Source organism: Citrobacter sp. Cb031 (assembly GCF_030336725.1).
Classification (GTDB): domain Bacteria; phylum Pseudomonadota; class Gammaproteobacteria; order Enterobacterales; family Enterobacteriaceae; genus Citrobacter; species Citrobacter braakii.
The window spans coordinates 925,552-941,443 of sequence record NZ_JAOWDA010000034.1; the positions used below are offsets into that span (position 1 = coordinate 925,552).

At 47.3% G+C, this 15,892-nt stretch carries 25 protein-coding genes and 3 pseudogenes; 9 read left to right on the forward strand and 19 right to left on the reverse strand.

From position 1 onward, the window contains the following. Entirely contained in the window at window positions 1–1,305 is a 1,305-nt protein-coding gene (locus tag OGV93_RS20960; RefSeq protein ID WP_047418058.1) for a terminase large subunit domain-containing protein, read from the reverse strand. Then, entirely contained in the window at window positions 1,283–2,275 is a 993-nt protein-coding gene (locus tag OGV93_RS20965; protein WP_047418060.1) for a terminase small subunit, read from the reverse strand. The genes OGV93_RS20960 and OGV93_RS20965 overlap by 23 nt, the downstream gene beginning before the upstream one ends. Before the next feature lie 123 nt (window positions 2,276–2,398). Between OGV93_RS20965 and OGV93_RS20970 the strand changes: the two genes are divergently transcribed. Further along, a complete protein-coding gene (locus OGV93_RS20970; RefSeq protein WP_287110110.1) occupies window positions 2,399–2,827 on the forward strand; it encodes a VOC family protein in 429 nt (142 codons plus the stop codon). Window positions 2,828–2,867: 40 nt separating this feature from the next. Here OGV93_RS20970 and OGV93_RS20975 read toward each other — a convergent pair whose 3' ends face one another. Genes OGV93_RS20975 through OGV93_RS20985 form a run of 3 tightly spaced genes read right to left on the reverse strand, consistent with a single transcriptional unit; the run spans window position 2,868 to window position 4,124 of the window. Continuing rightward, a complete protein-coding gene (locus OGV93_RS20975) occupies window positions 2,868–3,329 on the reverse strand; it encodes a lysis protein (protein ID WP_047418063.1) in 462 nt (153 codons plus the stop codon). Continuing rightward, window positions 3,326–3,874 carry a lysozyme gene (locus OGV93_RS20980; RefSeq protein ID WP_047418066.1) on the reverse strand — a complete coding sequence of 183 codons (549 nt, stop codon included), beginning with the start codon at window positions 3,872–3,874 and terminating at the stop codon, window positions 3,326–3,328. The genes OGV93_RS20975 and OGV93_RS20980 overlap by 4 nt, the downstream gene beginning before the upstream one ends. Next, complete coding sequence (locus tag OGV93_RS20985; RefSeq protein ID WP_016150496.1) at window positions 3,846–4,124, reverse strand: phage holin; 279 nt, start codon at window positions 4,122–4,124, stop codon at window positions 3,846–3,848. Before OGV93_RS20985 ends, OGV93_RS20980 begins: the two co-directional genes overlap by 29 nt. A 342-nt stretch (window positions 4,125–4,466) precedes the next feature. Between OGV93_RS20985 and uspF the strand changes: the two genes are divergently transcribed. Continuing rightward, the gene (gene uspF, locus OGV93_RS20990) at window positions 4,467–4,901 is read left to right on the forward strand and encodes a universal stress protein UspF (protein ID WP_047418069.1); all 435 of its coding nucleotides are present in this window, start codon (window positions 4,467–4,469) and stop codon (window positions 4,899–4,901) included. Window positions 4,902–5,134: 233 nt separating this feature from the next. On the opposite strand, the gene OGV93_RS20995 is transcribed toward uspF, so the two are convergent. The 13 genes and pseudogenes from OGV93_RS20995 to OGV93_RS21055 form a co-directional block, all read right to left on the reverse strand. Beyond that, the gene (locus OGV93_RS20995) at window positions 5,135–5,824 is read right to left on the reverse strand and encodes a bacteriophage antitermination protein Q (RefSeq protein WP_047418072.1); all 690 of its coding nucleotides are present in this window, start codon (window positions 5,822–5,824) and stop codon (window positions 5,135–5,137) included. Further along, a complete protein-coding gene (locus OGV93_RS21000; protein WP_103766167.1) occupies window positions 5,821–5,952 on the reverse strand; it encodes a YlcG family protein in 132 nt (43 codons plus the stop codon). Before OGV93_RS21000 ends, OGV93_RS20995 begins: the two co-directional genes overlap by 4 nt. Further along, window positions 5,949–6,095: pseudogene (locus OGV93_RS21005) on the reverse strand (recombination protein NinG); the annotation flags it as partial. The gene OGV93_RS21000 and the pseudogene OGV93_RS21005, both read right to left, overlap by 4 nt. Before the next feature lie 22 nt (window positions 6,096–6,117). Then, window positions 6,118–6,324, reverse strand: coding sequence for a hypothetical protein (locus OGV93_RS21010; protein ID WP_047418075.1), 207 nt, complete (start codon window positions 6,322–6,324; stop codon window positions 6,118–6,120). Beyond that, window positions 6,324–6,926 (reverse strand): DUF1367 family protein, encoded by a 603-nt coding sequence (locus OGV93_RS21015; protein WP_047418078.1) that lies wholly within the window; start codon window positions 6,924–6,926, stop codon window positions 6,324–6,326. The genes OGV93_RS21010 and OGV93_RS21015 overlap by 1 nt, the downstream gene beginning before the upstream one ends. Before the next feature lie 34 nt (window positions 6,927–6,960). Continuing rightward, window positions 6,961–7,209 (reverse strand): hypothetical protein, encoded by a 249-nt coding sequence (locus tag OGV93_RS21020; RefSeq protein WP_072034390.1) that lies wholly within the window; start codon window positions 7,207–7,209, stop codon window positions 6,961–6,963. 116 nt (window positions 7,210–7,325) lie between these two features. Then, window positions 7,326–7,559, reverse strand: coding sequence for a DinI-like family protein (locus tag OGV93_RS21025; protein WP_047418082.1), 234 nt, complete (start codon window positions 7,557–7,559; stop codon window positions 7,326–7,328). A gap of 345 nt (window positions 7,560–7,904) precedes the next feature. After that, on the reverse strand, window positions 7,905–9,434 hold the full coding sequence (locus OGV93_RS21030; RefSeq protein ID WP_047418085.1) for a recombinase family protein: 1,530 nt from the start codon (window positions 9,432–9,434) through the stop codon (window positions 7,905–7,907). Window positions 9,435–9,530: 96 nt separating this feature from the next. Then, on the reverse strand, window positions 9,531–9,722 hold the full coding sequence (locus OGV93_RS21035) for a hypothetical protein (RefSeq protein ID WP_103928108.1): 192 nt from the start codon (window positions 9,720–9,722) through the stop codon (window positions 9,531–9,533). 18 nt (window positions 9,723–9,740) lie between these two features. Then, window positions 9,741–10,490, reverse strand: a complete 750-nt coding sequence (locus OGV93_RS21040; RefSeq protein ID WP_047418089.1) for an ATP-binding protein — start codon at window positions 10,488–10,490, stop codon at window positions 9,741–9,743. A gap of 2 nt (window positions 10,491–10,492) precedes the next feature. Further along, window positions 10,493–11,365: an LvrA C-terminal domain-related protein gene (locus OGV93_RS21045; RefSeq protein WP_047418093.1), complete on the reverse strand. Its 873-nt coding sequence runs from the start codon at window positions 11,363–11,365 to the stop codon at window positions 10,493–10,495. Window positions 11,366–11,514: 149 nt separating this feature from the next. Continuing rightward, window positions 11,515–12,054 (reverse strand): toxin YdaT domain-containing protein, encoded by a 540-nt coding sequence (locus OGV93_RS21050; protein ID WP_047415399.1) that lies wholly within the window; start codon window positions 12,052–12,054, stop codon window positions 11,515–11,517. A 2-nt stretch (window positions 12,055–12,056) separates the two neighbouring features. Next, window positions 12,057–12,290 (reverse strand): transcriptional regulator, encoded by a 234-nt coding sequence (locus tag OGV93_RS21055; RefSeq protein ID WP_071692470.1) that lies wholly within the window; start codon window positions 12,288–12,290, stop codon window positions 12,057–12,059. A gap of 103 nt (window positions 12,291–12,393) precedes the next feature. Here OGV93_RS21055 and OGV93_RS21060 point away from each other — a divergent pair, with 103 nt between their 5' ends. From OGV93_RS21060 to OGV93_RS21070, 3 genes are all read left to right on the forward strand, one after another. After that, complete coding sequence (locus OGV93_RS21060) at window positions 12,394–12,792, forward strand: helix-turn-helix domain-containing protein (protein WP_047415397.1); 399 nt, start codon at window positions 12,394–12,396, stop codon at window positions 12,790–12,792. 34 nt (window positions 12,793–12,826) lie between these two features. Further along, on the forward strand, window positions 12,827–13,753 hold the full coding sequence (locus tag OGV93_RS21065; RefSeq protein WP_047415395.1) for a BstA C-terminal domain-containing protein: 927 nt from the start codon (window positions 12,827–12,829) through the stop codon (window positions 13,751–13,753). Window positions 13,754–14,279: 526 nt separating this feature from the next. Next, window positions 14,280–14,534, forward strand: coding sequence for a hypothetical protein (locus OGV93_RS21070; protein WP_131382545.1), 255 nt, complete (start codon window positions 14,280–14,282; stop codon window positions 14,532–14,534). Here the strand turns inward: OGV93_RS21070 and OGV93_RS21075 are convergent. Then, window positions 14,498–14,767 carry a hypothetical protein gene (locus tag OGV93_RS21075; RefSeq protein ID WP_047415391.1) on the reverse strand — a complete coding sequence of 90 codons (270 nt, stop codon included), beginning with the start codon at window positions 14,765–14,767 and terminating at the stop codon, window positions 14,498–14,500. The two genes, OGV93_RS21070 and OGV93_RS21075, sit on opposite strands and share 37 nt — an antisense overlap. Before the next feature lie 188 nt (window positions 14,768–14,955). On the opposite strand from OGV93_RS21075, the gene OGV93_RS21080 reads away from it, so the two are divergent. From OGV93_RS21080 to OGV93_RS21095, 4 genes and pseudogenes are all read left to right on the forward strand, one after another. Next, entirely contained in the window at window positions 14,956–15,222 is a 267-nt protein-coding gene (locus OGV93_RS21080; RefSeq protein ID WP_080762984.1) for a hypothetical protein, read from the forward strand. After that, window positions 15,212–15,331: pseudogene (locus OGV93_RS21085) on the forward strand (hypothetical protein); the annotation flags it as partial. The gene OGV93_RS21080 and the pseudogene OGV93_RS21085, both read left to right, overlap by 11 nt. Then, window positions 15,324–15,485 (forward strand): YdaE family protein, encoded by a 162-nt coding sequence (locus OGV93_RS21090; protein WP_047415386.1) that lies wholly within the window; start codon window positions 15,324–15,326, stop codon window positions 15,483–15,485. The pseudogene OGV93_RS21085 and the gene OGV93_RS21090, both read left to right, overlap by 8 nt. 21 nt (window positions 15,486–15,506) lie before the next feature. Then, window positions 15,507–15,858, forward strand: a pseudogene (locus OGV93_RS21095) (DNA breaking-rejoining protein). The last annotated feature ends 34 nt before the right edge of the window (window positions 15,859–15,892 follow it).

Consider the following 15,892-nt stretch of genomic DNA (forward strand, 5'->3'; position numbering starts at 1 on the left):
TTACATCCGAAGTGGTGTGGATTTACCTGTCGGTTTGATGATTGGGAACTGCTTCACGATGAAGTAGCCGCCGGCATCGTTAGGGTGATCATTATCTGCCTTTTTATCTGGCTCTCCGTTCTCTCCCCAGATCTGCTGCTCAAGCGATTCGGTGTAAACCGGGCATCGTTTTACATTCACTTTATAGCGACGTTCACCATTGCCGTTGCAGAACATGGCGTTCATGGAGTTAATGCGGTCTTTTACTGGCGGGTTTGAATCGTTCACTATCACGTTAAAACCAGCTTGTTTAAGCTGTGCTATATCCGTAGTGCTGGCGTGGGCCGATTTACGCGAATCACCGGAAGCATCCGGGTAGATATAGATTTCCCTGACCTTCCGATAATCTTTACCGTCGAACAACCAGAATCGCTCTTTGATGATGCGTATCATGTCAGGGGTGTCGTAGGCTTTTACTATCTCGTTAACCGCGAACGGAAGTCCAAGACGCAACACATGAACGATCCCGGCCATCTTCCCGACGTTAAAATCCATACCGATGTAAAGTGGCTCGCCAGGCTGTTCTTCTTCAGTGCAACAATTCAGCTTACGATCGAACTGATGGTAAATAGTCCCGCTGGTCAGGTTGGTGAACTGGCCCCGCAAATACGCCTTAATCAGCTCAGGCGGATAAGACTCCATCAGGGACGGGATGTAATCCGCCGGCAGGTTCTTTTCGTTGTCGAATGTCGAGGCCTGCACCAGACCATACAACGTAGAGAGCGAGGGTTTATCGCGCACAGCCTTTGCGAACTGTTGATAAACAAATTTAAATCCTTCTGGCGTCGTGGTGACATCTATTCCGTTGCGAAGTCCTGGCACGTTGTAACGCATACGGGCAATGATTTTTCGCCAGGCTAACTGCGCCTTTTTGGCGGGCATTACGTCCAGTTCATCAATCAGCGCGTTACCGATTTTAAAACCCACGATGGTTTGTGGTTTCTCCATCGAGCGGCAAATCGTCGTTCCGCGGTACTGGCGCCCGACGTAGAAGTGAACCTCTTTGTTTCCCTCGTTAATTTTGACATTCAGCCCCCAGTCAAAGGCCACCTCTTCGACCGTGGGGTAAAAGATGTCGCGGATCTGGGGGTAAGTAGGTGCAAAATAGCCCTGGTTGATTTTCGGATGCTCCCACATCCCTTTGCAGATACCACCGCAACCGACCCACGTCTTGCCAGAACCAAAGCCGGCCACGTAGGCTTTAAATTTGTGCTCCATTGCGAGGAATCGGGCCTGCGGGATGTTAAGCGTTGGTGCTATCGCCATCCTCTTCCCTCACTCGCGCATCAACTACGTTGATATTGATTGCAACTGGCGTTGGTTCGTCATCCTCCGGATCTGCAGCCTGTTCTTTACGGAGTTTTTCCACTTCCAGTTGCCGGCGCTCGATTTCAATCTGTTGAAGTCGCTGCGCAAACTCACTATCAGCCAGGCCAAGCCGCTTCATCACGGCTTCATACATCCGTTCACGGCTTATCGCGGTAATTTCCACACCATGTTTGCCAAGCTTCACGCCGGAATAAGCCAGGGCAGCATCAGGGGGAAGTTTTCGGGTATCAGCAAAGTATGGCTGTCCGATCCCATCACCATTGCAGCGCGGACAGCCAGGGTTTGGCTCCCGGTTGTGGTCGTAGCCATAACCTCCGACGTCTACCGGCTCTTTGCCCTTCCGCTCAAGGGCTTTAAGCCGTTGCTCCTCGAACTCCACCATGTCACGCCACTGATAGTGATGACCGAAGCCCCAGCAATAGCGGCAGGCACCGCGGCGATACTGTGAGAGTTGGTTGGCATCGAAAGTGGCGAGTTGCCACATCTGCGAGAGGACTTCATCAGCGCTGCCAAGCGTGCGCGCAATAGAGGCTTTCTGCTGCTGCGCAATGGCCTGCGCAACGTTAGGATTCGTTATGAGCTGACGACCATAGTTTGGGTCACTATAGCCAGCACGCTCAGCGGCTGCCGTGGCGTTCTGGTCCTTCAGAAATTCAGCAATGAAGCACTTTACCTTCGGGCTGAGTTTGCTGTTAACCAGTTCCTCTGCACTTTTTTCTTTCTGCGCAGTGCGCAATTTCTTCTGCGCAGGTTTTTGCGCAGTCTGCGCAGTTGGCTTTTTAATGTAGCGCCGCGCAGATGTATAATTCAGTCCCTGCGCTTCACACCAATCCTTCGGTGATACGCCGGTTGCGGCATGATCGGACAGGAACCGTCGCTGAAGCTCGCCCCAGTCCGGTATTGCCATAACGTCCCCTAGTTTTTATTTTTGAATTGAAGGATATTAGTATTTTGAATCAATGATGTACTCGCGACAGAACATTTAATGCTTGTCGGTGAGTTCCATGTGAATTCCTAAGAAGGCTATAGTATGAAAATAGACTTTGGGCTATATGTAAAAAATATCGCGGAAGCGGTGGAGTTGTATCAAAAAGCTTTTGGGGTTGAGCTTGGTTATCATGTGAAAAACCCTGATGGAAGCTATTTTCACTCAGAATTGTCAAAAGACGGACACGGATTTAGTGTCGTTGAAGGACAGGGTGAAGCTGCGATGGAACATACGGTAACGTTGGGTGTTACATTGGCAGATGAGTCGGAGGTACAAAAAGCATACAAGCATTTAGCCGAGGGAGGAACAATCAAAGAATCGATTGGGCCATTACCATGGAGCCCCTGCGCTGTCACTGTAATCGATAGATTTGGTGTTTTGTGGTATATCACCGCCCCACAGCATCGTCCGCCCGATGATTACGACCCGAACATGCCTTGGGACCCAAGCATGTATAAAAAACCTGAATAGAATAAAGTTACTAGACCTCACTCCAACAGATAATCACAGCTCACCTCAAACACTGCGTGCGGATGTAGTCCTGCAGGTAGTTCACTTGACCGGTGATGGTATTAATTCCGGCACTGAGACGCCAATAATCCCGTTCAGCGGAGTCAGTAAGTCGGGGGCCGGAAGCATCGCCCAGGCTGCCGGAGCCGGTCGCTCCGTTCGCGGGACATTTTGCGTTGACGTGCAGCCCACACTTACCAGTGCTAACGCAACGCTGCAGATCATCCAACTGCTTTTTCGCATCAGCCAGTTCTCCGGTGTATTTGGCATCCAAAGTCGCAACATCACGCTGTCGGATCTGCATGTCTTTGATGGTGTTTTTCGCTAGGCCGAGTTTTTCGGTGGCCTTATTGCGCTGGTCTTTGTAGGTGATGGCGTTGTCGCGGTAGTGGTTAACGGCCCAGCCTAGAGATAAGATTATGCAGATGACCACAGTAATGATGATGTTTGTTAGTCGACTCACCGGTCTATCCCCCAGCACGCCAGCGCGCTTTCCTGATCTCGCCGCTCTACCTGACCATAGCACCCATTTTTCTGGCCTTTGGTCAGGCGACAATCGCGGCCACCGTCTTTAATCCACCAGCGAATAGCTTCACAGGCACCTTTACGGTCTCCAGCATTTATTCGCTTATAGAACGTGGACGGGAAACATTTGCCGGGGCCGATGTTATATGGACAGAAAGACGCAATCCCCGCTTTCTGTGGTTCGGTCAGTGGTACTTTGATATTTCGGTCAACCCACGCCAGCGCTTTATCGCGTTCAATGGCGTTTACCTGGGCGCATTTCTCGGCAGACAGCTGCATGCCCTGAACTACTGGCTTACCATCAACCATCGTGGCACCACGACAAATCGTCCAGAGTCCGCCGCCGTCGCGATACGCCGTCAGGCTGTTACCCTCTTTCTCATCCAGAAATTGATCGAGAATAACGGGTGCAGAAGCCCCGGCAAGAATCAGACCAACGACTGCTGCGCTCAGTTTATTCTTCAGCTTTGGTGACATTGCCATTAAGCCGGTCCTCCCTTTCCTTTTGCCTGTAGTACCAGTTCACCGCACAGGTGATAACGGTGCATGCGATACCGACAATAATTGCCCAGTCGCTCAGGCTTAATCCTGCAATCCTGTCGGCCAACATCCAGGACACCTCTTTTGCTGTTTTAGCTGTTTCGGCGTATGCCTTCGCTGATACACCGCAGCCGGTCAGCGTGGTGCCTGTTCCATATGAAAGTCTGCTGTAAATGGTGCTCATTCTGGTCATAGCCTCACCTCCGATTTTTCGGATGGCGCTGTGCTTGATTAAGGAATGTCAGGCTTCACGGGCTGGATTTATCAACAAAGCACGTAGCGGATGACTCCCGTGAGCCTGAAATGAAAAAGACCGCCATACGGCAGCCTTGAATAAATAAGGTTGTTTGCATTTGTGAAGTAAGTGAGGCTTCAAGCAATTTAGATCCTGAGCAATAAGTCCCTCGGATTCATTAGGTTGAAAGCACAAATAGTATGAAGGTACCAATTCGTAAGTTCTGCCAGCCAGGACACATTGTTTTATGTCCCAGGTACTAAACTCAAACATGAACAAAAAACAAACAGGATGGCTAAAATGTACGAATCTATTTTAGTGCCAATTGATGTTTCTGAGATTGACCTGACACGGCAAGTTATACCTTATGTTCAGGCTCATTCTGTATTGAATACTGCCAGAGTTCACTTTGTGACAGTGGTTCCTACATTACCTTATTACTCATCATTAGGTTTGGCATATACAGCCGAAATGCCAAAAATAAAGGAATTTCAACATACTGCATTAATGAAACTTGATGAGATTGTGAAGCAATTCAATGTGCCTGCGATGAAAATACAAACTCACGCAGTATCTGGCTCACCTAAAGATAAAATACTTGAACTCGCTAAAGCTATCGACGCTGATTTAATCATCATCGGCTCACACCGACCAGACATCACAACCTACCTTTTAGGTTCTACCGCAGCCGCAGTTGTGCGGCATGCAACCTGCCCTGTACTGGTAGTTCGGTAACTAACTTAAGCCCGTGATTGCGGGCTTATTAAAGAGCATCCCTTTTAACTGTCCATTTGTAACTTTATCACTGGAACAGTATCGAACATTTCGCCCCCTCTTATTGCTGTGAGTACTCTCAGAACGAGGGGAAATAAAAAAACCCAAGGCGTTAACCTCAGGCTTGAAAACTCATTTACTGCCAGTGCATACAACAATGGCACAATATCAGATTTACACGAAATATATGCTAATTAGTTCATTTCTGCAATATTTTGCTGATAATTTGCCGCCTTTTGTTGTGAACGTGATCGCGAAACATGATGTAATGCCTGAAAATCTAGTCTCTTATACAGGCTGATCATTGTGCCGTAATGTTCAACGTAATTCTGAGACCAGTTTGTTTTGTTAACCCCCACCAGCGCAGCCAGATCACCATACTGATAGACATCGCGCCCAGCTAACTCAGCCTTCACATCCTGTGCCGCCAGCCATATAAGCTGTCGCAACCGTTCGACGGTCTTCTTCGCCACCCTCTTCCCGGCCAGATACGCGCAGAATTGCGACCACGCCCACTGAGTAATCAACACCTGATTCTCCCAGCTTACGTTCTCACTGTAGTTCCACAGTAGCCAGGCCCTCTGGGGTTCTTCGAGTGACATCAGCGCGCGGCGCCACGATGCAGTGGAGTATTCAACTGGCTGCACCAGGGGAATGTGCGATCCCTTAGCATGCGACTGTTTGCCGGGTATTGGTGGGTTATCCAACGTAATCATTTTCCCGGTCACTTCATCCATCACTCGAGGCTTTTTACGTTTAAACGTTCCAGTATCGAACTGCGCGTTCTCCAACCAGGCCATCAACTGCCCTTTCGTTGCACCACTCAGGTCGGCGGTGGCCATAATCAGTTGCTGGCGCACGTATTCGAGAAATTGAGTATTCATACAGCACCGCCTATGGTTTTGATGTAATTCTTCAGTATCCGGTAGTCCGTCAGCACAGAGCCCGGGAAATGATATAAGCGCAATCGCTGCCAGCGCACGCGAAGGACCTCAATCAGTTCTGGTGTCATGCTGCCTCCCTGCTCTTAATTAACTCGCGACGCAATGCGCTGTAATGCTTCCTGATGGCTTCGAGTTCTTCGATGGCATATCGGTGTGGGGCGTTGTTGTTTTCGAGAGCCTCAACGCGTTCAGACCCGATGTTCTCTATAAGCCCAAGCCGGTATTAGCCATACTCAACCCCACGCCCTGTTTTGCCAGACCTTACTCGGGCGCGGCGCTATCTCGCTTTCCGGCAGCTGCACGCTGACAGTCCAGGTGATGTTGTCGCGATTAAGGCTGCGTTCTACCGTGGCGCCACGATGGCGGTAACTGGCCACCAGCTCGTCGGCCTGTTCGGTTGTGCATTCGTGATGGTGAAACCAACTTATTTTCATCGCCATCACCCCGCAAAGCTCATTAGCTGCGATGCGGCGTTTTCCGCTTCACGCTGGTCCTTGAATGCCCGGGACAATACCCAACGCCACAAAACATCGAGCGCGGCTTTGTACAGTTGGTGGAACTCGGTTTCGTCCATGTTAGCGAAGGCAATACTGCGGGGATGTTTACGAAGGGTGCCATCAGGCAGTTGAATGGCGTCGTAGTGACCGGCCTCGACAATTACCCATGCACGGTACGCGTCAAAGGATTTACACAGGCTGATCCCATTGGTAATTCGGCGACTGGCTACCTGCACCAGATACTGCTCGGCAGCATCAAAAAGAGCTGTTTCACTTCCTCCGAATGAGGCAAGGTATCTGGCGTACCCGGTCACCAATTTACGCTCGTTGGAAGATATTGCCCCGCCGGTAGGTTCCCAGTATTCGAAACCGAGATTGAGTAATGCGAAGAAACGACGGTGAAAGGCCGGGTTGCGTGCCTGCCGGAACTCAGCCACCAGCACAGCGCCGAGTTTGATTTTTGATTGCAGAATATCGCTGGTCTCCGGCGTCGCGGGGATCAGGATTCCTGAAGACTGCTTGATGAGTTGTAGTTCGTGCGCCATGGTTTCTCTCCGTGGCGCAGTAGGTTACGGTTGTTCAGACCGTTGATTTCATATTATCAGAAGGCGGAGTTACCCGGTAGCCGAGACGCCGGATAAATTGCACAAAACCATTAGGAGTAAAGACCTCTTCATCATCGCGCAAAGGTCGCATTGATACCATTCCATTAACGCGATAAATCAGATGCCTGCCCGACGAAGGAAAGCTAAACACCACGCAGCCGTCAGACCGTCTTACTATGTCATACCAGTTGTCTTCTGACGTTTGCAAAGCAGAATCACTCACATTCTGTTCTCCCTTCGAGCGACGTACAGACGCGATTGAAGATTGTCGGCAGCAGCATCAGAGGGATACGCAAATTGCGGTATTCTGAAAAATGCGCGCCAGCCTTAAGCGCTATGTTAATAAAACCAGTCGTCGGCGCTTTCCCATGTTTCCTGCAAGATTTCCTCCACCTTCGTTTTGACGCCCTTATCTCCACCGAAAACAGTCAGGCTATCACCACCAGCCCTGCGGATAACCAGAGAACAATTTTCATATTGATTTTGAAGTCGTTTAAGCAACTCTGTCTCAAGTGCGGGTATGGCGCCGCGCGGCAGGTCTTTTGATTTGTTGATGGTAAGTTCTATCTTCATAATTCCCTCCACATCAATATACTGTACATTTATACAGTACACCTATTAAACCTCATATTCAAGTGGTTAATAGCACTTTTCGCCAAAGCCATGCCGTTGTATACGCTGAATTTTTCCGAGTATTCGGAATTTACTAAATCAGTTATACAGGGGCTGAAAGGAACGAAAACCCGTTCTGACCTTGATTTATATGGCTACCTCAGTGCCTGAACGGGGGTTTGGTTTAGTCATGCCTTATGGAGAATCATTCAGGTAAGTGAATCTCTCCAGCTACATTGCAAATGGTAAGAATGCAGTTTATCGATAAAGTGCGCACACGTTATTAGATATGTGTTTATTAAAACGCTAAAAGTAAACAGTGTTTTCATCCATATACTTCAATGTTGAAATAATACTGTCCGCACGACATCTCTTACTGAGTGGGAAATTTTTGAAAACAAGACCATTTGTAAAATAAATGTCACATTGTTTCGTCTCAGTATCTATATAGACCTCCCTAAATGATTTAAAGGCAAGTCGCCTGCATACCTCCCTATCTTCTTTTAGTGACAAGTTTAGTTCTTTACTCCCGCGACTTTTATCCTTCTTAGCTTTATTTTTCAAAACCTTGATTGTAGTTTCGATTTTCTTTAACTTACGGTCCAGTTCACGAACTTTACCAGCCAAAACATTTACTTCAGGGGCTATTGTAAGTGCCTGTACGAGACTGTTTATTTGAAGCTGTAAATCAATGCTATTTTTTTCTAATGTTTCCTGCAAACTTACCTGATTTGACTCAATCTGTAACTTATCAAAATTGAAAAGTATCTCTTCAATCAGATTAACATCGACAAGTTCTCTTTTAATCGATGGACTCTTACACCGATGAAGCCTTCTCATAGGGCATACATAATAACCCTTTCCAGACTTACTAACTGCAGTGATAATCATGGTATTCCCACAACATTTACACTTCATCACGGTTCGCAGCAGGTTTATAAGATATGGGTTACCGCTGTGAGAGTTGTAACCGAATGGAGACAATCGCACCTCCTGAACAGCATAAAATTCATCATCAGTAAGGACTTTTGGGTAATAATCAATTATTTCATTAACGCCTTTTGCACGTCCTCTATATGTTGGTCTGCAAATACCAATAAGCGCTTTGTTACCAAGGATTTTTTCGATGACAGAGGGACTCCACTCACCAGGGGTACCAGTCATATTTTCAATCAACCTGTCATTAAGATATTTAGTAATAGCTGTCAGAGATTTATTTTCTTTACGTAACGAAAAAATTTTCTTAATCACCTTCACCTTTGATTCTATCACTTCAAAATGACTGTAGTCAGGACTAACTCTTAACCAGCGTGGACATGCTTTTGTCATTATCCTACCGTTTAACTCGGCCTCATCCCTTTTCTTTTTCCAAGAGAGTTTCACCCTACTTGATTTTATTTCGCTCTCTTCATTAGCTCTCTGAGCAATTAGAATTGCTTTGATGAGTGCATAGGGGTCATCGAGCGATGCCTCAGAATATTGGGTGTTATCACTAAGTGTGATGACATCAATACCACATTTTAAGATATATTTTAGTCTTTCTGTAGCCTCTCCGATTTTCTCTCGAGAAAGCCGGTCCAAACTTTCAACGAGTAAAACTGTACCAGGAATGATAACCCCATTCTCCAGAGCATCAATAAACTCACTAAATGCACCTTCTCTGGCATGTTTCCCCTTATAAGCACTTAAACCCAAATCTTCATATGTAGTTGGGTCAAGAGTATATTGCGGGTTATTTTTAAGCCAATCATCTATTAGTTTTTTCTGTCTCCTTAATGAATCCCCTTTGTCCTGATTTGCTGACGAGAAACGCATGTAAGCAATGGCCTTTTTCATATATACCTCATTTTCAATGTACACACTCTATAAGACCATTAACTTTTAATTTCTGATGAAATTTTCCAGAATTTTACGATGTAAAATATCTTATTCTTACCAACCATGATAATAGACCGGGTGATGTGGCTCGCCAGCTCGTATAACTACTGCCCTACGTACCAGGTGAAGCAGCAGGTTGTGTGCCTTCTTACTGTCGCATCCCAGCAGATTCTTAACCTGTCGCGGCGTGATGGTCTGGTTAACCCGAAGAAAATCGACAATTGCCCACAGTGATTTGCTTGCCATAGTGATTTTCCCTCGAGGTTATTTAACGACCCGGAGATGGCTAACGTTTTTGCGGTAGCTACCCCAGTCAAAGTTCACCCACATCCCGCCATCCATTTGAAGACGGTCGATAACCCGCGCACCCAACGCCCCGAGAAGCTCGTCGTGGTTCAGGTTTGTCAGGATCCCTACCGGACGCATCGACGACAGGCGACGGTCGATAACCTGATTCAGAATGACTTTCTCGCCGTTACTTCCACGCTGAATACCGACTTCATCCAGCACCAGCAGATCGACTTTGCAGAGATCGTCCAGCAACGCAGCCTCTGATTGACCACCGTCGTAGCACTCGCGAACGCGCAGCATCAGGTCAGGGATAGTTACTACCAACACTGATTGGCCACCAGACAGGAGATGATTTCCGATCGCTGCCGCCAGATGGTTTTTCCCAGTACCAGGACCACCACTGAACACGAAGCTCGCAAAGCCGACCCCAAAGTTCTGCGCGTAGCTCTTTGCCATCGTGAAGGCTTTACGCTGCCCTTCCCCGGATACCTGGTAATTCGCGAACGTGCAGCTGCGGTGCAGGCTTTGAATTCCTGAGCGACCGAAAATTTTCTCTGTCCGGGCTTTCTGATTCGCCCTGTCCAGTTCTTCACACCGCTTCAAGCCCTCTTCCCGTTGCCAGGCCAACAACTCTGCTGCACTGGTGAACTTCGGCTGAACGCCAGGTGGAATGAGTTTTCTAAGGCGCTCGAGAGCATTTCCGGTACAAACCATGTTTTTCATCGTCACCCCCTAAATCCGGCCGGAATCGCTTTATCTGGCTGAGAAATTTTGTTCGGATCCCTTTTTCCATCTGGCTTCGCTAAAGACCACGACTCTTCGTAGTGCTTTGAGGGGCCAAAAAACGTGGATGCCTGTTTCACAAACTCGGTGTTAAGTTTTCCAGCGGCAGTTACGTAATCCGCGTATCGCCGAACACCATCGGTAAGCTCCTGAACTGTTGCTCCGGATTTAATACGTGCAGTCCAGGCTTTGAACGCATCAGCCTTGCTGTTACCACCGGCGCGTTTTGGGTATTCCTGCCACGCCAGTTCAAAATCATCCGGATAAGTATTTTTCCCTCGGGGTGTGGCGGCGCCATGCCCCAAAATATCTTTATCCTGATCTTGTTCCTGATCCTGTTCCTGATCTTGGCTTCGTAGCCCCTTCGAAGCCCCTTCGGAAATTTGGCGCGATTCACGTTTTAAATTAAGGTGAAAATCCGTTTTATAACGTTCATAAAATAATGATAAAAAAGGGTTTTCAGGTAATGACACATACTCATTCCTGACACCAGCACAACGGTTATCCCCTGGCTTCAGTGATCGACCAACCTGATAAGCGGCCATTTCATGCACCCAAACCATCTCAGTGTCCTCGTCATAGCTACAAAATCCCGCTTCAATGGAGCTTTTTAGCCCCTTCGAAGCCCCTTCCAAGCCCAGACCTGTTTCATGGGCTATGTACAGAATTGGCAGGTAATACAACCCGAGCATATTTGCGTGTGGCGAGGTCATCAGATAGAACGAAACCACCTGCGCCTCCGCGCCTTGTTTCCTCAGTTCACGGCCTGTTTTTCCAAGCCAGAACTGAGGCGCAACGGTTGCGTAATCACGCATAAAAACCTCTTAATCGCTAAAGTGGTGGCCCATCTATCTTTCTGAAGGCTGATTTTTCTGACATAATTTCCTCGCAATGAGTCCACAACGAATTGCACCTGAAAGCCGTTGGTGTTCGCGCACCACGGCTTTCGCCATTTTTGAACCGGTCATATAGCCCCCAGCATCATCTGCACCATTTCCATCAGCGGACCGGTTAAGCCAGGGTCAACGCGGTACATCTCCACGATCCCCTCGCTCAACTCTTTCAGCTTCTGATGACGTGGAGCATCCATCGCGACGGCTATCTTCGCTTCGCTGGTTTCTTTCTCCAGCCGAGCCAGACGAGCCATAACGTTGTCTTCTGGTAGCAGGCGATTGCGGAACTCGAGCGGCAGAACAGCAAGAATTGCCGGAGTCAACTGACGAACGTTCTCGCGGTACCGCTCGCTGTTGAAATGGTTATCGAGAAAGCGGAAAAGCTTCTGACGCTGTCGGCTGAGATCGCCAGGGAAAGTAATCTCGTCACCACCCTTCGCCCGGTACTCTTCGATTATCAGAGCCGTAACTACGTCCTGGCCATCTACACCCGCCCACGCACGAACGGCATCGCGGATCTGGTCATGTTTATCTACCGAGACAGGTTGATTGCGATTTATCATCGCAGCCGGTTGATATCCGCTATTTTGATGAAGTGATAGTGATTGCATTGTTATGCCCTCGCTTCCTGAACTGGTAATCCATCCGTAGGGTTGAGGTACAAATCAGGGCGTAACTCATGTGGAGTTACACCTGTAGCATTGAAAATAGGAATGACACGGTTAGCCGGTACGAATCCATTATCACGGTGACGCCAGTGACTGACCGTCATTGGAGATACATTGAGCTTTTCTGCTAAACGGGTTGCACCCCCTACGATGCATATTGCTTTATCAAGTGCTTTCATATTTGGCTCCAAGTAATAACAAACCAAATTAAACATTATGTTTATGCTCAAGTCAACATTATGAATGTTGAGGCGATAAACTTTTAGTTTAGAATCTTGATATATGAGAAAAAACACACACCAAACAGATAACCCGCAGGTTCGGCGGTTAAATGAAATCATCGAGAAAAAGCGCATATCCAAAGCGGATATAGCGAGAATCTGTGGTGTGAGCGCACAATCAGTCAACAACTGGTTTGTCAGAGGAGCGATAGGAAAAAGCTCAGCAATAAAACTTGCCGATGCGCTAGGCGTAAGTCTTGAGTGGGTTCTAGGTCAGGACGTGGATGCTAAGGACGGTTTGAGACACGACGAACGGAGACTGTTGGAACTCTATAATCAACTACCAAACGAAGAAGAACAACAGAACATGTTGCGGATCGTATCTCTGCGATTGAAAGAACTCGACGAACTGTACGCCAAGTACATGGGACGGCGGATTAAGGGTGATGTAGAACATTAAAACCCTACCACTTCAATAAGGATAACAACAAGTTATGACTGACTTTAGCAATAACGGATCCCTACAGCAAATACAGTTATTTCCGGTGGTAGAGGTTGTTTCAGATGATATGCCAATGGGTGTGCTTAACGATGGCACCCCTTATCTGACTTTGTATGGGTTAGCTAAGTTATGCGGAATTGACGATACACCTCTAAGGGTTTTCACATCTAACTGGGAAACCGAAAAACATAAACCTCGTGGGCAAAAAGTATCTAGTTACCTTGCATCTCGTGGATTTAGCGATCTAGATCGACTGTACACCAGAGTAGTGAACTCTGTTGGGGTTGAAACCCATGCATATCCAGATTATGTTTGCATGGCGATTTTAAGATATTATGCCTTTGATGCTAATAACTTTGACAACAGCACCGCAGTCGATAATTTCGTTAGACTTGCTGAATATACGCTTAAGAGAATGATTTATGAGCGTTCTGGTTATCAGCAACAAAACACTGAGGTAATAAGTGAATCCTGGAATGTGTTTCAACAACGCATAATCGCAAATGACAGCATTCCTATTGGATATTTCTCGATATTCAGAGAAATGGCTGACCTCACTGTGCGGCTCATAAATAGCGAGTTCAAACTAGATCCCCACTCCATTCCTGACATAAGCGTTGGCCAGAGATGGGCGAAGTATTGGAAGGAAAACAACTTAGCTGAAACTCACGGGGAAAGGACTCTGCACCCACACAATTACCCAGATGATTTCCCGCAAAGCAAAGGTACACAGAAAGAGGCGTACATCTACCCAAACTCAGCATTGGGCATATTTAGAGACTGGCTTTACACTGTCTATGTGAACATTCATTTGAAATCTTATCTCGCAAATAAAGTCCAACAGAGAGCACTTCCAGCACCTCAGGCAGAAAAAATTATTTTAGCTCTTCAAAAGCCTACACTTCCTAAACCCCATTAACGAGTTTTTCTTACCCGGCCACCGTGCCGGGTTTCTTTTACCTACCCCTTTCGCATTTCCTCAGCTGCAAACCTGAATACCTGTCGCCAAAAAGCGTTCTGCTCAATATCCCCCAGTGACTCCAGCATTGAAATGATCGCCTCAGTAGTTGGCGCGTCTCCATGTGATATCAGATTCAGCGTCGCTCTACCTACCGCCTGACATACATCGTTGTAACCCACGTAAAACTTTTCCATATCGCACCCTCATCGAGGTTTTTATAACCACAAAATAGACCACAAAACATGCTACGCGTGCCAACTCGCGCAACCAATTAAACTTTTTGTTTATACAAAAACACTCACTATGTTGACACGCAACTAAACATTGTGTTTAATTACTCCATCAACACAACCACCGAGGCAGGACGCCCACGAAGTAGCCGTCCGGGGCATACGAAGACCGGAATGAGGTGATGAGATTAACGCGCAGTAGGTTTGAAACGTTCCGCCAGCCTGGCGACAAGGGCAAACACAGGAGATGTGAGATGGATAAATCAAAAGCTGTGTTGGAAGTGTCTGTGAAAGCGGTGGAGTTCATTCAGGCCGAACTGAGAGCGGCTGGATTAAAGGGAGATGAATTTAGTGACATTGCGGAATGTTTAATGGCGGCTGCAAACTCGAGCCGCCGGGAGTTGCTGGAACAGGCAAAAAATCCAGCTTCGTTCTCCGATAGAAGGGAGTTAAGCGATGCGGCCAGGAATGTTTATTCTTCCTTGTCAAATATCCCAGGAAATAAGTGAGGCATCTCGCGACGAACTCCCTCGAGATGCTCAAGCATGACACTGTCGTTAATCAGTTTGTGGTCATGCTCTTTAAAATCAAGGGAATTATTAATTAGTTCCTTCATTAGCTTAAGTTGTGCCGGGGTTTGAATAAACAAAAGAGCCTTAATCACAAATCGATGAGCTGTAAGTTGCTCCTCGTGATGCTTAATAACCTCAGTAATGCGGGTTAATTCGATTGAGTTGCTCATAGGTTTCCTTGCTGGCTGTGTGAGAACTACCAGCATGCCACTGAGACTGAAGTGGATAAAAGACAGGCACATAAGAGTGGGTTTCGCGGTGGTGAATTGCAGAGTTAAAACGCTCAACCGTGAAGATCAGCGCCGCGGCGCCACCAGCGAAGTTCACTGAGTTCCAGAAACAACGTATCGAGGGTGAGATGAAAGACCCACTGAGACTAGCCACAAAATACGCAGGATTCGCAAGCATAGAAGCAGAGCTTTTATCTGGATTAGAAAATCTTGAACTGGTTCGTTCAGCAGTAATGTCCGCTATTGAGAACATGAACTACCAAGACAAAGATACAGTTCTCGAAGCTCTATCTCTTGTTAAACGTTTCATGCATCAACAACGCGATATTTCACGTAGCGAGATTCAAAAAATACGCGGCGTTCTCTCTGGAGAACTGGAGTCATACGATGATTGATTTCGCACGCAAACCAGTCCGGCAGCAGGCCGTAATGCTGAATTGTATTGAGGTGTTTTTACGTAAGCTGTGCTACCTGCTGGCACAGAAGGGGGATCCGGATGCTTGAGAAGAAATGCGGTTATTGCAGGAAGCCGGTTAAACCGGAAGAAGTAATCAAAAGCACCCTTCTCTATCGCAACGGCTCACAGCTGGCGCACAAAGAGAAAGAGTATTGCTCCAGACGTTGCGCTTCGCACGACCAGATGGCGCACGAAGGCTAAATAGCAGTTCCTAAATATGAAATCAAAAATTCGCCATTAGTTTGGCGTAGATTCTTACACCCTAAATAAACCAACAGGAATAATTATGCAAATCGTAAAAATCGAATTAAATCTGAAAGCAGTAAATAAAGAAATCGCATTATTCAACTGCGAAAAGAAAGTGTCTGGCGTTATTCACTCAGCCCAAAACGGTGAAACAACCGTCGTTCTCGATGGCGGCTATGTGCTCGGTCAGTTCGATTGCCCTCACTGTGCAGTAACAGCTATTTCACTACTTGCGGTTCAGGTAAACGATGGCGATAAGGCCGGGTTTGGTAACTACCGCAGCTACAAACTCGATTACTCAGAAAGAGTTTTCATCACCGTTCATTAAGAAAACGCCCACCGAAGCGGGCGTGCCCTGTCCG